Annotated in this window: 10 protein-coding genes and 2 pseudogenes; 4 read left to right on the forward strand and 8 right to left on the reverse strand. The window is 69.0% G+C overall.

Features of this window, described 5'->3' with window-relative positions:
• Window positions 1–72: 72 nt before the first annotated feature.
• Window positions 73–467, reverse strand: a pseudogene (locus ACGF2V_RS28590) (ATP-binding protein); the annotation flags it as partial.
• A gap of 182 nt (window positions 468–649) precedes the next feature.
• Between ACGF2V_RS28590 and ACGF2V_RS28595 the strand changes: the two are divergent.
• Complete coding sequence (locus ACGF2V_RS28595; protein ID WP_362629435.1) at window positions 650–910, forward strand: hypothetical protein; 261 nt, start codon at window positions 650–652, stop codon at window positions 908–910.
• Window positions 911–1186: 276 nt separating this feature from the next.
• Window positions 1187–1974: pseudogene (locus ACGF2V_RS28600) on the forward strand (IS30 family transposase); the annotation flags it as partial.
• A 40-nt stretch (window positions 1975–2014) separates the two neighbouring features.
• Here ACGF2V_RS28600 and ACGF2V_RS28605 read toward each other — a convergent pair.
• Window positions 2015–2644, reverse strand: a complete 630-nt coding sequence (locus ACGF2V_RS28605) for a class I SAM-dependent methyltransferase (RefSeq protein WP_362629429.1) — start codon at window positions 2642–2644, stop codon at window positions 2015–2017.
• A gap of 924 nt (window positions 2645–3568) precedes the next feature.
• Here ACGF2V_RS28605 and ACGF2V_RS28610 point away from each other — a divergent pair.
• On the forward strand, window positions 3569–4429 hold the full coding sequence (locus tag ACGF2V_RS28610; protein WP_362710116.1) for a hypothetical protein: 861 nt from the start codon (window positions 3569–3571) through the stop codon (window positions 4427–4429).
• 266 nt (window positions 4430–4695) lie between these two features.
• On the opposite strand, the gene ACGF2V_RS28615 is transcribed toward ACGF2V_RS28610, so the two are convergent.
• From ACGF2V_RS28615 to ACGF2V_RS28640, 6 genes are all read right to left on the reverse strand, one after another.
• Window positions 4696–7083, reverse strand: a complete 2388-nt coding sequence (locus ACGF2V_RS28615) for a DUF4157 domain-containing protein (RefSeq protein ID WP_362710133.1) — start codon at window positions 7081–7083, stop codon at window positions 4696–4698.
• A 463-nt stretch (window positions 7084–7546) separates the two neighbouring features.
• Entirely contained in the window at window positions 7547–8566 is a 1020-nt protein-coding gene (locus ACGF2V_RS28620) for an oligopeptide/dipeptide ABC transporter ATP-binding protein (protein WP_362710113.1), read from the reverse strand.
• On the reverse strand, window positions 8563–9567 hold the full coding sequence (locus ACGF2V_RS28625) for an ABC transporter ATP-binding protein (RefSeq protein WP_362629420.1): 1005 nt from the start codon (window positions 9565–9567) through the stop codon (window positions 8563–8565). The genes ACGF2V_RS28620 and ACGF2V_RS28625 overlap by 4 nt, the downstream gene beginning before the upstream one ends.
• The gene (locus tag ACGF2V_RS28630; RefSeq protein WP_362629417.1) at window positions 9567–10553 is read right to left on the reverse strand and encodes an ABC transporter permease; all 987 of its coding nucleotides are present in this window, start codon (window positions 10551–10553) and stop codon (window positions 9567–9569) included. Before ACGF2V_RS28630 ends, ACGF2V_RS28625 begins: the two co-directional genes overlap by 1 nt.
• On the reverse strand, window positions 10550–11500 hold the full coding sequence (locus ACGF2V_RS28635; protein WP_362629414.1) for an ABC transporter permease: 951 nt from the start codon (window positions 11498–11500) through the stop codon (window positions 10550–10552). The genes ACGF2V_RS28630 and ACGF2V_RS28635 overlap by 4 nt, the downstream gene beginning before the upstream one ends.
• Before the next feature lie 10 nt (window positions 11501–11510).
• Window positions 11511–13256 carry an ABC transporter substrate-binding protein gene (locus tag ACGF2V_RS28640; protein WP_362710111.1) on the reverse strand — a complete coding sequence of 582 codons (1746 nt, stop codon included), beginning with the start codon at window positions 13254–13256 and terminating at the stop codon, window positions 11511–11513.
• A gap of 457 nt (window positions 13257–13713) precedes the next feature.
• On the opposite strand from ACGF2V_RS28640, the gene ACGF2V_RS28645 reads away from it, so the two are divergent.
• Window positions 13714–15093: an aminopeptidase P family protein gene (locus ACGF2V_RS28645; RefSeq protein WP_362710108.1), complete on the forward strand. Its 1380-nt coding sequence runs from the start codon at window positions 13714–13716 to the stop codon at window positions 15091–15093.
• The last annotated feature ends 238 nt before the right edge of the window (window positions 15094–15331 follow it).

A 15331-nucleotide genomic window follows, 5' to 3' on the forward strand; every position in this document is an offset into this window, starting at 1 on the left:
CGAGGCAGACTCCGGAGTGGTCAGCCCGCCTTGACCGGTTCCTCGGCTCGGGCCCGGGTGCCGGCGCGGCGGTAGGAGTCCGTGCCGGTCTCGATGACCGGAGTCACCGATCAGCCAGAGCGGCTGCGGCTGCCCCTTCTTGATCCACTCGCAGCCGGCGAGCGTGTTCACGGTGGCCGCGTCGATATTCGGCTTGGCATCGAAGTCGAAGGCCCGCAGGGACTTCTCCCGCGGGAAGCCCGCCGCCTTGATCCGTCGTTCCGAACGGCGGCGGGCCCGGTCGTCGCACTCGGCCATCAGCAGTTCGGCGAGGAAGCCGCGGTAGGTCATCTGGTCCTTGACCGCCGGTCTGCGATCTCGTCGAACTCATGCCGGATCGACGGCAGCCGCAGCAGTCGGCAGGCGGTGTCGATCGCGGCGTCGGCGGCCTGCTCGGTCAAGCCCCGCCGGTGGTCGTCAGCGTCCATGAGCAGTGTGAGGGGCGGGACCGACGTAAGGGGGCGTGGGTCGGGTCCGGTCCTCCGGAAGGTTGGTGACGTGTACGGCCGTGCGAGTGGTCAACGGCTGAATGACGTTACGTGTCGATCTTGCGGCTCGTTCCCTGCGGTGTCTGCCCAATGAGGGCAGAACAGCGAAGGAGAAAAGAAACATGAGGAATGTCAAGAAGATCGCAGTGGTGGCCGCGGCCACCTGCGGAATCCTCTTCGCCGGCGTCGGCGGGGCCAGCGCTGCCCCCAGTGTCGACGGGGACAACATCTCCGTGCTCAGCCACTTCAACCAGCTCGACTGGGACAACTCTCCCTTCTGCGGAATCCAGATCAAGACCGAGTTCACCTGGCAGGAGACGTCATGCCCGGTAGCGCACCTGGAGGACAGTGCTGACAGCAACGTCCACGTCACCACCCACTGAGAACTCGCGCGGACAGGCGCGATGGAGCACCCCAGGAACAGAACGGACACGGGGTCTGGTGGTCACGGAGGTGCGCCACTCCGTGACCACCGTGCACAGCCTCACCCGTCGTGCCTGGACCACCCACCACTGGGACGATCGCCCCACCCGGCGACCATGACCCCACGCCTGTCGGCGCGGCCTCCAAGCCCGCGTGCATGCGGGTCGCGTTGAAACACCCTCGGACGGATTCTTCCGTTCCAGTGGTCGTCGCAACACCCCAGCTCAGGGGATGCGATGGACCACCAGATCCGGGAGGACCGTCAAGCCGCAGGGGCGGAAGAAACTGACCGCTGAGCGGTCGGCATACTTCCAGCTCGTGCAGCAGGGTCACAGCAACAAAGAGGCATGTCGGCTTGTGGGGATCAACCCGCGGACCGGCAGGGTGTGGCGCAACGGCCGTCACGCCCACAAGGGCCTGTCGAAGGCGATTCCCCGGTCCGCCGGGATTCGCCATCGGCAGGTCCGAGCCGCTATCTGCGTGAGTCCGAGCGCATCCACATCGCCGACCGGCTGCGCGAACGGGCGTCGATCCGCACCATCGCGGCCGAGCTGGGCCGCAGCCCCTCGACAGTCAGCCGGGAGATACGCCGCAACGGCATGCCCCTGCGCGGGAACGCGTCCCGCTGGGCCTATCGTCCGCACGCTGCACGGTCCCGAGCCGACGCCCGCCGACCTCGCCCGAAGCCGGGAAGGATCGGTCAGAACCCCGAGCTGCGGGACTTCGTCCAGCGTCATCTCGAACGTCGCTGGAGCCCGGAGCAGATCTGTCACGCTCTGCGGGCCCGCCTTCCCGACCGGCCGGAGATGCACGTGGTTCACGAGACGATCTACCAGGCTCTCTACGTCCAGGGCCGCGGCGAACTCTGCCGCGAGCTGACTCGGGCCCTGCGGACCGGCCGTGCCACGCGCCGGCCGCACCGCCAGTCGAACAAGCGACAGCCCCGCATGGCGAAGGACATGGTGATGATCAGCGAGCGACCGCCGAAGCCGCCGGCCGGGCCGTCACCGGCCACTGGGAGGGTGGCCGTGCGACGGAACCGATCGCCAAGTCAGACTGGAGTATTAGGGGAGGCGGGCCAGCAAGTGGGCGTCGAGGAAGCCCCGCTCGGAGGCCGGGTCGTGGAGCAGCCGTGCGAACGGGACGAGCCCGGCCCCGGCCAGCAAATCGGCGAACCGGTCCACCGGCCAGCTATAGGCGGGCGTCACCTTGTGGTCGAAGCGGACCGGCTCCGGTCCGTCGGTCGCGAAGAGCGAGACCAGGAGCAGGCCGCCCGGTGCCAGGACACGCACCTGCTCGGCAAGCAGCGCGGGCAATTCCCCAGGCGGAGTATGGATCATCGAGTAGTGGGCCAGCACGCCGCCGAGCGCGCCGTCCTCGACCGGCAGGTCCTCCATCCGCGCCTCGTCGAACCGCAGCGCCGGATGGGCCCGCCGGGCGTGGTCGACCATTCCCGGGGAGAGGTCGAGCCCGAAGGCGTCCAGCCCCAGGTCGTGCAGCATGGCCGTCAGATGTCCAGGCCCGCACCCGACGTCGACTGCCCGCGGGTTCTCCGTCGCCCGCACCAGCTCGGCGAAGGTGCCGATCATGTTCCGCGAGAACGGATGCGTCTCCAACCGATTGGCGAACATCGACGCATACAGCTCGACGACCCCGTCGTAGGCCGCCCTGGTTTCGTCCTGATGCTCCATCACGGGAACGGAAGCTAGCATCCGCGCACGTTCGCGGTTTCTCCGGCCCCGTGCCGCCCCACCTCTTGGCCTCGATCCACCGGGCGATCGCCGGTCCAGGGCTTGGACATGAAGACGCGGATGCCCTCTGAGCCGGAACGATGGGACTGCCGGCGGCTCCACATCCACAGGGCAAGGGAACACCCGCGAGATGCAATCGCCCCATGCCGCTTCGGCGGGGTCCGCCACATTCGACGACGCGAATCCGGTCGCGCATGCCGGGCTGGTTCCGGCGCTGCGGCTGGCCGAGAGGTGCGCACTCGCTCGCCTGACGACGGACAAGGCGGAGCCGGACCGGAGCGGGGAACGGCGCGGGTCAGCGGTGGACGCCAAAGGTCACCAGCGTGGTGGCCGGCATGGTCGCGGGGGCGGACCGCATCGACGACCTCGGCATCCTGCGCCCCTGTGCCATGCCCGTCCTGCTCGGCGGCATCCTTCCCCTTCCACGCTGGGCACGTTCCTGCGCGCGTTCACCCACGGCCACGCCCTCCAACTCCACTCCGTACGCCGCCGTTTCCGGCCGCACTGGCCGCTCACACCCCGCTACTGCCCAGTGCCGGCGAGACGGCGTGGCCACTTGAGGGAACGCTCGGCCCCACTTCATTCCTCACCTCGCCTGCTGCGATGGCCCATTGGCGCACGGAACGGGCACCGGCACGGTGCGAACATGACGGGAAGCCAGGCCGGCTCGAGCGACCGCATCTCGGATGCCCCTGTCGGCCGTTGGACGGAAACGGCTACACCGTCCGAGCGGACATCCCCCTCCCGCCCCTGACTGTCGCGCGTCGACGAGGGCAACATCGAAACCGCTCCCCGAGATACGGCGCCGCTGCCTTCGGTGCCGGGAGCATCCTGCGGATCCGGGACTTCTGAAGGAGCTACCCATTCATGTTCACCCGTAAGCCGTCGGCACTCGTCGCACAGGCAATGTGCGTCGGAGCCATCGCGACGGTCATCGCAACCGCCGCTCCCGCATCGGCGCATACGCACGTCCCATGCAGTGCGAGTGCCCTGTCCATCGCCATCGCCAACGCGAACGCCTCGGGGGGCGGAAACCTGGTGCTGGCGCCGGGCTGCACCTATAGGCTCTCCGCGCCGCTGCCGGACATCACCAGCACGATCTCCATCGAAGCCCGGCACAGCACCATCACCCGTAAGTCCACAATCAGCTTCGGCATTCTCTCCGTCAGCCCCGGTGGCAACCTCGCGCTCTCGGACGCCACCATCACCAAGGGTGACGCGCCGGACTTCGGCGGCGGCATCGCGAACCACGGCACGCTGACCGTGACCGACAGCGTCATCCGCCACAACCACGCCAACTTCTCGGGAGGAATCGGCGGCGGATCGGGGACCACCACCCGGATCGTGAGAACCTCCATCATGGGCAACACCGCCAACGTGAACGGCGGCGGCGTCGCCAACGACGGTGACATGACCATCTTGAACAGCCGCATCATCGCCAACACGGCCGGCGGTGCCGGAGGTGGCGCGGCCAACGACGGCATTCTGGAAATCGTCGCCACCAACGTCAACAACAACAACGCCGGACGGGCCGGAGGTGTCGCCAACTTCGGAGGCGGCACGACGACCATCACGTCCAGCAACGTCAACAACAATATGGCGATCGCCGCCCCCGGCGGCGTCCTCAACGCCGGCGGCACCGTCACCCTGCAGTCCACCCGGGTCCAGGGCAACCAGCCCACCAACTGCGACGGCAGCGACATCCCCGTCCCGAACTGCATCGGCTGAAGCAGCAGAGACCCGGCCCACCGATGGGAAGCGTCAGAGGCCCCGGATCTCTCCGGGGCCTCTGATCTGGGCCACAATCTGCCACGGGGCAGTGCCGCACTTCATCAAAAAGGGCATGACCCGCTGACTTAGCGGCGCTGGCCGACGCGCGCAGGACCCGACCGAAGCCGGGGCTCCGGTGGTCGGACCTCGCTTGGGTGGCCCCGGGGCGCCCCTCTTGGAGCGCGTACGAAGCGGACACCGAACGGGCGAGGCTCTGTCAATTCCTACGCGATGCCGGCATCTCTGGCCGATTTCGGGTAAGAGGATTTGACGACACGCTTGTGATTCTCATCCAGTGCTCTTTTTTGGGCCGGTGTCGCGTCTTCAGGGTAATCAAGGAGTTCCCGTATGTGACGCCGGAGTTCATTCTTGTTCAAGAACTTGGTGCCGTTTTCATACTGGAGAAGGTTATTTCTGGCCACACCCTCCGCCTTTCCTCCCGTGTCACTTTTATCTATGGTGGCCCCCGGGATGAAGTTGATGAAGGTGAGCAGCGCGTTGATCGCCTGCTGCAACACGAGCGGATATCTTGCCGCCTGAAGCGGATTGCCTCCGGCCTCAGACGCAACAGCGGACAAAATATACACGGAACCCTCGAGGTGACGTTCGGCCTCCACCAGCTTTTCCCGGTGATTCGCGCCTTGCTCGTCCAAGGAGAAGGAAAAGGCCGTGCTGGCCGTTTCGGCCATCTTGCGAGCTTCAGGGATTGCCGTGTCAATGATGAAGCGTGCCGCTTCGTCGAGGGTTCGTCCGACAATGTTGGTACGAATGCTGTCCAGATGGGCGATCCAGGCGGTGGTATGTGCCCCCATGGTGCCGGAGAAAGGCGAGGGGCTACGTCCTGCGGAGTGGTATGCACTGATCCTGCCCCCTGTCACTTCGACCTGAGACGTGAGGTACTGCCTCTCCGAATCATCATCTCTCCGCATGGTTGTATTGTGCGCGGTTTGCCCCCCGGCCGGGGTAGCGGAATTCGACCAGGAGGGGCCCATCGCCCCACGATCCGCTTCGAGGTTCGCATTTTCCAGCGTCTCGGCCAGGAAACTCATCGTGGAACTCTTCACGAACTTGCTCCTGAGGGTCCTCCCTGACGCCTGCTGCCGAGGAGCAGGAAAGTCAGGCATGCCGCCGCCGTTGAACTTCAGGCCCTCCGCAAGCTCATACCAGACCTCCACCTCTCTCTCGTAAGCCTTGGATCGCCCCCTGCCCTCGTGCATCCCTCGATTTTGATAGTCCTCGATGAGGACCGTTTTCTTTTTCAGCTCTTCGGCATAGTAGAGTTTATTCTCCTCCTTCCTCCCGGCCAACACCGGCCCCATTTCCACCATGAAGGCATCTTTCGCAGATCCCATGGCCCCGAAGACGCTCCCTATTATTCCCGGGTAGGCCATCTCTATCGAGGTCAAATGCTGCTCTATGATGATGCCGCACCTTTCCCCCGGGAGTAGGGCAGGGTTCATTCCCGGCGCCAGCTCCTGCAGCACTGTCTCCCTGTGTTCGGTGGCCACGAGTGCGACTCCGTCGCGGTCCATGATCTTCCACATCGCCAATTTGACGGACTCCACCTCCTGGTTACTGAGCGGGACACCCGGATTCATTGCTACGAATTCGGCGCATTCGGACAAGGTCCGGTTGGATCCGGACTCGGCCTTGCCCTTCCCTGCTCTTCCTTGCGAAACGGCTGCCACATTCATCGTGGTGAAAGGGATCAGCTCGCGGAAATGAAGAAAATTACTCACCATCTTCTGGACCAGGGGGAACTGATTCCCTTCCGGGACATTCCCTCCCGTTATCAGATTGATAGTTTCGTTCAGCTCTCGCAACGCCGCATCGCATTCATCCTTCATCTCCTGCGGAAGGTTGTCGCTTCTCGTCACGCCGGGGAGTTCGGCGCTGCGCGCGACAAGGGCTTGGATGTGCTGCGCGGCCTGCAGCGGTGTCTTGCCTTTCACGGCCCGTTTGACTGCCTCCTGCTGGACGACGTAGGCAGTGGAATGGTCGCCCATGGTGCCGGAATACGGTGATTCAGGACGTCCCGCGAAATGGATTTCCGAGACGCTCCGGCCGTCGCCTGATTCCACCTGCGCGACAACAGCCCGCTGCACCGTCTCCGTGGACCGGGGCCGTCCGGCGCGCGGGTGTTCCGGGGCCGCTGCGGACGCGGGCGCACGCATCACCCGCGTGGCGTTGGCCTCGGCTTCGCGTTCGTACCGGTCTGAGGGATCGGAGACCTTCAGCCCGTTGCCGTTGTCCGCCCCGGCGACAGGGCCCTGACGCTGCTGGATGACGTGGGTGAGTTCGTGGGCGAGGGTGTGCTCGTCGGCGCCGCCGTCGCCGATGACGACATGGTTGCCTGAGGTGTACGCGCGGGCGCCGACCTCGGCGGCGGAGGCTCTGGCGGCGCTGTCGTCGTGGATACGGACGTCGGAGAAGTCCGCGCCGAAACGGGCTTCCATGTCCTCGCGCGTCTCGTCGTCGAGGGGACGGCCGGGGGCGCGCAGGACGTCATGGACGGCGGAGCGTTGCACGGCGGGCTGCTCGGCTTGGTCATGGCCGCATCCGGCGGCGTGCTGCTGCTCCTCGGTCGAGCGGTGTCCGGCCTGGCCGAGCATCTGGACCACGGCGGCGTTCCCCATGGTGGCCTGCAGAGGGAGAAGCCCTGGCAATGGGGGGCGTGATGCGGTTTCGGGGCTGCGGGCCGCCCTGCGGGTGGCGTCGGTTCCGGTCGTCCGGACGTTTTCGTGGTCGCGCAAGGGAGCCTCTTCCAGCGCAGGGGATTCGACTCTTTCTGCATACGCGACGAGGGAGCGGCCGGGCCAGGTATTCCAGGGCAGCGTCGACTGGCCGCCCAGGCAAGAGGCGAGGTGCGGACGGGGAAGCGCGCTCGCGGGAACGACCGGGACCGCCTCCTGCACCGCCCCCGGGAGTGCCGGCAGCGGCGCTGGAGCCGGCCGCCGCGAACTCGCGCGGCAGCGCCCGGGACCGCGGCAGCGTCGGCAGGGCCCCGGGGACGCCTTCGTGACGCTGTTGGTCACGCCTCTGTCCCCGAGGCCCTGCCTCTTCCCGTGATCCCCGTCAGTCACCCGGGAAGTGACACGCCACCTCGCGCGACGCGGCAAGCTGCAGCAACGGCCGCTCGGTGCGGCAGATCTCCCGCGCCTTGGGGCAGCGCGGGTGGAAGGTGCAGCCCGGGGGCGGGGCGGCCGGGCTCGGCGGGTCCCCGAGCAGCACGATCCGCTCCCTGCGCCGTTCCGCCGCCGGGTCGGGCAGCGGTACGGCGGACAACAGCGCCCGTGTGTAGGGGTGCTGGGGGTTCTCGTAGAGGGACTTCTTGTCCCCGATCTCGACGATCCGGCCGAGGTACATGACGGCGACACGGTCGCTGACCCGCTTGACCACCGAGAGGTCGTGCGCGATGAACACGTAGGCGAGGCCGAGTTCCGCACGGAGCCGTTCCATCAGGTTCACGATCTGGGCCTGGACGGAGACGTCGAGGGCGGACACCGGCTCGTCGGCCACGATCAGGCGGGGGCCGGTGGCCAGCGACCGGGCGATGCCGATGCGCTGGGCCTGGCCGCCGGAGAACTCGTGCGGGTAGCGGTCGATGTGCTCGGGGATCAGGCCGACCAGCTCCATCAGCTCGGCCGCGCGCCGACGGGCGTCGGCAGCGCTTTGGCCCTGTACCAGCAGCGGGTCGGCAATGATCCGGGCCACGGTCTGGCGGGGGTTGAGGGAGGAGTGCGGGTCCTGGAAGACCATCTGGATGTCGCGGCGCAGCGGCCGCAGGGCCCGCTGCGAGATCCGGCTGATCTCTTGGCCGTCGAAGGCGATCCGGCCCGAGGTGGGATCCAGGAGCCGTACGAGCATGCGGCCGGTGGTGGACTTTCCGCAGCCGGACTCCCCGACGAGGCCGAGGGTCTGCCCGGCCGCCAGGTCGAAGGAGACTCCGTCGACGGCGCGCACGGGCGCCCCCCGGCGCCCGGTCGCGGTCCGTCTCCCGGGGAAGGTCATGGTGAGGTCGCGTACGGACAGCAGGGGTCCGGCGGCCGGGGTGTCCGTCCCGGTGGCGGCGGTGGTTGCGGTGGTGGTGGTCATCGGGCGGCCTCCTCGGCGGCCTGGGAGCCGGCGTGGTGGCAGGCCACCGTCCGCGCCGGCCCGTTCGTGTCCCCGTGGGCCAGGAGCTCGGGGCGTACGTCGGCGCAGGGACCGGCGGCGCGCGGGCAGCGGGGGGCGAACGCGCAGCCGGGGGCCGAGATGAGCAGGGAGGGCGGGGAGCCGGGAATGGAGGGCAGCGGGGCGTCGTCGGCGGTGTCGAGGCGGGGCAGTGAGTCGAGCAGCCCCCGGGTGTAGGGGTGCGCGGGGTCGGCGAACAGGGCGTCGGCCGGGGCCTGTTCGGCGGCCCGGCCGCCGTACATGACCAGCACCTCGTCGGCGACGCGGGCGACGACGCCCAGGTCGTGGGTGATCATGACGACGCCGAGGCCGCGCTCCTGCTGGAGACGGGCGATCAGTTCCAGGATCTGGGCCTGCACGGTGACGTCGAGGGCGGTGGTGGGTTCGTCGGCGATGAGCAGTTCGGGTTCGCAGGCCAGGGCCATGGCGATCATCGCGCGCTGACGCATGCCGCCGGAGAACTGGTGCGGGTACTCCCCGGCCCGGCGGGCGGGTTCGGGGATGCCGACCTCGCCGAGCATGTCGACCGCCCTCTGGCGGGCGGCGGCCCGGCGGGCCTTGAAGTGCACCCGGTAGTGCTCGGCGATCTGCTCGCCGACCGTGTAGTAGGGGTGCAGGCTGGACAGTGGATCCTGGAAGATCATGGCCATCCTGCGGCCGCGGACCCGGGAGAGCTCCCGCTCGGACAGGCCCGTCAGCTCCCGGCCGGACAGCCGTACGGAGCCCGCGACTTCGGCCCCGGCCCGGTGCAGGCCCATGACGGCGAGGGAGGTGACCGACTTGCCGGAACCGGACTCTCCGACGATGCCGAGGGTGCGGCCGGCCTCGACGGTGAAGCCGAGCGAGTCGACGGCCCGTACGGTACCGCGCGGGGTGGTGAAGGTGACGCGCAGATCGCGTACCTCCAGGAGCGGAGCGTCCATCAGTACCTCACCCTCGGGTCGACGACGGCGTACAGGAGGTCGACGACGAGGTTGGCGACGACGATGAAGAAGGCGGCGAGGAGGGTGACGCCGAGGACGACGGGTTGGTCGGAGCTGACCAGCGCCCCGTAGAAGAGCCGGCCGATGCCGGGGAGCCCGAAGATGGACTCGGTGATGACGGCACCGGCCAGCAGCCCGCCGAGGTCGATGCCGAAAATGGTGAGGATCGGGGTCATTCCGGAGCGCAGCCCGTGTTTGACGACGACCGTGCGCTCGGGCATGCCCTTGGCGCGGGCGGTGCGGATGTACGGCTCGGCCATCGCCTCGATCATGGAGCCGCGGCTCTGGCGGGCGTACATGGCGGCGTAGAGCAGGGCGAGGGCGATCCAGGGCAGCAGCAGGTTGGCCGCCCAGGCGAGCGGGTCGTCGGAGAACGCCTGGTAGGTGGGGTAGGGCAGGAGTCCGGCGACGCGGATGACCCCGTAGATGAGCAGGACGGAGGTGAAGTAGACGGGCAGGGAGGCGGCAGCGACGGCGCCGACCATCAGGGCCTTGTCGGTGACGGTGTCCTTGCGCAGGGCGGCGGTGACGCCGGCGCCGAGGCCGAGGAGCAGCCAGAGGACGGCGGCACCGAGGGCGAGGGAGGCGGAGACCGGGAGCCGGTCCATGAGCAGGTCCCACACGGGCAGGGAGTTCTCGTACGAATAGCCCAGGCAGGGGAAGTCGCAGGCGACGGCGTACTGGCCGGTGCCGAGGGTGCGGCCGGTGAAGATGCCCGTGAGGAAGTCGGCGAACTGCCGCCACAGCGGCTGGTCGAGGCCCAGGTAGGCGCGTACGTCGGCGAGGCGCTCGGCGCTGCAGGTCTTGCCGCAGGCGGCTGCGGCCGGGTCGGCGGGCAGGACGTAGAAGATGAGGAAGGTGACGGCGGCGATGGCCAGGAGCACGCCGGCGAGGGCGAGCAGGCGTCGGGCGAGGTAGAGGATCACGTGCGGCCGCCCCTCGGGTCGAGGATGTCGCGCAGGGCGTCGCCGAGCAGGGTGAAGGCGAGCACGGCGAGGAAGAGGAAGACGCTCGGGATGACGAAGTACATGGGGTCGGTCTCGTAGAAGGCGACGGACTCGGCGATCATCTGGCCCCAGGAGGGGGTGGGCGGGCGCACGCCCACGCCGAGGTAGCTGAGGGCGGCCTCGGTGCTGATCATCCCGGGGATGAGCAGGGTGGTGTAGGCGATGACGGGGCCCGAGACGCCGGGGAGGATGTCGCGCGTCAGGATCCGCCAGGAGCCGGCGCCGCCGACTCGGGCGGCGTCCACGTACTCGCGGTGTTTGAGGGAGAGGGTCTGGCCGCGGACGACGCGGGCGACGCCGGGCCAGCCGAAGACGCCGATCACGGTGGTCATGAGGACGATGCGGTTGACGTCCTTGGCGACGGACAGCATCGCGATCATGAAGATGAGGGACGGGAAGGACATGGTCAGGTCCATCAGCCGGGACAGGACGGCGTCGGTGCGGCCGCCGAAGTAGCCGGCGGCGATCCCGGCGGCGGTTCCGGCGACGACCACGATGGCGGTGGCGGCGAAGGCGATGAGGAGGGAGATCTGGGCGCCGTGGACCACGCGGGCGAACAGGTCGCGGCCGGTGACGGGTTCCACGCCGAACCAGTGCTCGGGGCTGATCCCGCCGAAGGAGCCGAGGGGCTGGCCGCCGAGGTAGGGGTCGACGGCGGACTTGTCGAACTCCTCGGGGGACCAGCCGCCGAGCGCGCCCAGCCAGGGGGCGGTGGCGGCCATCAGGACGAAGAGGAGGACGACGCAGAGGCTGACGCGGACGGCGGGGCGGCGGCGGAGCTCCCGCCGGGCGAGCTGCCAGGGACTGCTGCCCGGCAGGGCCTGCTTCACCTCGCGGGCGGCGGGGGCGGATGCGGTGGCGGTCATGGCTGGCCGGTCAGCCCTTGCTCTTGGAAGGATCCTTGAGGCCGACGGTGGCGTAGTCGATGGTGCCGGTCCAGACGGGGTGGCCGTAGGCGCCCGCGATGTTGGTGCCGACGAGCAGCGGCTTGCGCTTCAGCAGGAGCGGGATGGACGGGGACTTCTTCATGATCTCGGCGTCGAGGTCGCTCCATGCCTGGTTGGCCTGCCGGGCGTCGGCCATGGCGTTGATCTCGTCGATCCGCTTCATGGTCGCCTCGTCGCGGAACTGGGCGTTGTTGCCCTGGTTTCCCTTCTCCTTGATGGTGCGTCCGTCGAAGACGAAGGGGATCCAGGTGGAGCCGGAGGGGTAGTCGGGGCACCAGCCGGTGAGCGTCATGTCGGGGGTCGTGGAGAGGTCACCGATGACGTCGTAGTAGGCGCCCGGGTCGATGGTGTCGACGACGACCTCGACGCCGGCGCGGGCCAGGCCCTGCTGGACGGCTTCGGCCTTGCCCTTGTCGCCGGTGGAGACGGCGAGAGAGACCTTGAGGGTCTTCTTGCCGGCGGCCTTGAGCAACTCCTTGGCCTTGGCGGGGTCGCCGGAGGGGGCGATCTTCAGGGTGTCGGCCTGCTTGCCGCCGGAGAGGGCCGGGGGCAGGTAGGCGGTGGCCACCTCGTTGAGGGCCGGTCCGCCGCCCGCGGTGACCACGGCCTCCTTGTCGACGGCGTACTGCATGGCCTCGCGGACCTTGGGGTCGTCGAAGGGGGCGCGGGAGTTGTTGAGGTGGAGCATCTCGGTGCAGCCCTGGGACTCGGCGAGCATGCGCCCCTTGACGTCGGGCTTGGGCAGCACCTTGGGGGCGCTCTCGGGCCGCATGTCGGAGTACTGGACGGCGGAGGCGTCGGCGCCCTCGCTGGCGATGATGCGGTCGTCGATCTGGCCGCCCTTGAGGCCCATGACGACGACGAACTTGTCGGGGTATGCCTTGCGGACGGCGTCGGTCTTCGGGTCCCAGTGCTCGTTGCGGACGAGCACGAGCTTCTTGTCGCGGTCGTACTTCTCGATCTTGTACGGGCCGGAGGAGAAGGGGCGGGCGTCGTACTGGGTGCCCTTCTCCTGGGAGGCGGGCACGGGCGCGAAGGTCGACAGGGTGGCGGTGGCGGAGAACTCGGCGACGGGCCGCTTGAGTTCGAAGACGATCGTGCGGTCGTCGGGGGTCTTGACCGAGTCGAGGTGCTGCCCCTTGAGGGGGCCCTTGTAGCCCTCGGCGCCGGCCAGGTACTGGGCGGCGTAGTCGGGGCCGCCGGTGAGGTCGGGGGCGAAGGAACGCTCGACGTTGTACTTGATGTCCTGGGCCTTGATCGGTGAGCCGTCCTCGTACTTCACGCCTTCCTTGAGGGTGAAGGTCCAGGTCCGGCCCCCGTTGGAGGGGGTGCCGAGGTCGGTGGCGAGGTCCGGGACGAGTTCGCTGCCGCCCTTGCCGGGCTCGGCCTTGAAGGTGACGAGCGTGCGGTAGAGGAGGCGGATGCCGAAGTCCATGGTCGGCATGACCCAGTTGCGGGCGGGGTCGAGGTGGGAGAAGTCCTGGTTGGACAGGACGGTGAGGGTCCCGCCCTTCACCGGGGTCCCGCCGAGGATCTTGCCGTCGTTGGCGGCGGCGGGGTTGGCGCCTGCGTCGTTGCCCGCAGAGCCCTTCTTGGGGTCGGAGCAGCCCGAGGCGCCGAGTGCGAGTGCCACCACCAGGGCGGTGGCGAGGGCGAGTTGGGTGCGCTTGGTCATGGGTCACTCCAGTGAGGGGCAGCGCTCTAGGATGTGACCGGTAACATAGTAATGTGAAATTGCACTGCACAAGAGGTTCGCATTGCCGTTATCCAGCCGTGTCCGAATCGGCTCGGATCAGGGGCTGTTGGGTGGGCCCGGACATCGGAATGCCCGCCGTCCCGGACGGCGCGTCAGCTCCGGTGCCGTGAGGCGGGCGGCCCTCAACGGTCCCGCCGGCGGCACACCGCTGAGCGTCGCCCTCCCGCACCCCGGCCACGAGCGCACCGCTCTGCGCCTGAACACCGAGGACTCCTGGCTGGAGAGGCGAGGTGGGGGTGAGGTGCGGTAACTGCCGTGCCGCGCATGACGTTTGACGGGGATTAACATGCCTCGCGTGAGCTGTAACATAGTAATGTGAAATTGCACTGACAATACCTGTGCGCCCACCAGTTCACGTCTTCTCGAGGGAGCCTCCGTGACCGACACCACCTCCCGTCTCCACACCGGCAGCCACGACCTGCCGGTGTCACCGGAGTTGTCCCGATTCATGGCGGGGAACTGGGCCCCGTCCCCGCTGCCGGACGCGGCGCGGGCGCCCGGCCACGCCCTCACCCCGGCGCGCCGGGCCCGGCTCTCGGCCCGCTTCCCTGGCGAGCGGCTGATCATTCCGGCCGGGGAGCTGAAGGTCCGCTCCAACGACTGCGACCACCGCTTCCGCCCGCACAGCGCGTACGCGTGGCTGACCGGGCTGACCGGCGAGGACCAGGTGGGCCACGTCCTGGTCATGGAGCCGTCGGGACCGCACGGACACGAGGCGGTCCTTTACCTGCGGCCGCGCTCGCCGCGGGCGGACGGGAACAAGGAGTTCTACCGGGACCGCCGCTACGGGGAGTTCTGGGTGGGCCGCCGCCCCGACCTGGCGGAGGCCGAGCGTCTCACCGGCATCCGCTGCGCCCACCTGGACGCACTCGGCTCACCGGTGGGCCGCGACGCCGCCACCGACGCCGAACTGGCGGCCGCCCTGTCCGAGTTGCGCCTGGTCAAGGACGCGTGGGAGGTCGAGCAGCTGCAGCTCGCCGTCGACCACACGACCGCCGGCTTCGAGGACGTCGTACGGGCGCTGCCGCGCGCCCTGGCGCACCCGCGCGGGGAGCGGTGGATCGAGGGGGTCTTCGGCCTGCGCGCCCGGGCCGAGGGCAACGGCACCGGCTACGACACCATCGCCGCCTCCGGCGCGCACGCGTGCGTCCTGCACTGGATCCGCAACGACGGCCGCCTGAACGGGGAGGACCTGCTGCTCCTGGACGCGGGCGTGGAGACCGACACCCTGTACACGGCCGACATCACGCGCACCCTGCCGCTGTCGGGCCGCTTCTCCCCGGTGCAGCGGCAGGTCTACGAACTGGTCCTCGCCGCCCAGGACGCGGGGATGGCGGCCCTGCGCCCCGGGGCGAGCTTCCGCGACTTCCACCGGGCCGGCATGCGGGTGATCGCGGAGGGCCTCGCGGAGTGGGGCGTCCTCAAGAACACGGAGGGCGATCTGTACCGGCGGTACACGCTGTGCAGCAGCGGTCACATGCTCGGCCTGGACGTCCACGACTGCGCGAAGGCCCGGTCGGAGACCTACCTGGACGGCGTCCTGGAGGAGGGCCAGGTCCTCACGGTGGAGCCTGGCCTGTACCTCCAGCCGGACGACGAGACCCTCCCGGCCGAGCTGCGCGGGCTCGGCGTGCGCATCGAGGACGACCTGGTCATCACTGCGGACGGCGCCCGTCTGATGTCGGGCGCCCTGCCGCGCACGGTCGACGGCATCGAGGAGTGGATGGGGCGCCTGCTGGACTCCGCCGCGAGCTGATCCGGAGCCGGGATCGGGCCTGGGGGCCTCGTCCGGGAGCCGGCGGTCGGCCCGGAAGAGGCTCTCGCGGAGGAGGTCGCGGTTCGGGACCGACCGGCACTCGCCGCCCCGGCCCACGATGACCTCGACCCTCGGGCGGAGGTCGAGGAGGACCTGGCGGCAACGGCCGCAGGGTGGGACCACGCCAGATGGCGACCACGGTGCGCAGCTCGCCGACGCCCTGCGTCACGGCGGCGCC

The organism is Streptomyces sp. NPDC047982, assembly GCF_043204165.1.
GTDB lineage: Bacteria > Actinomycetota > Actinomycetes > Streptomycetales > Streptomycetaceae > Streptomyces.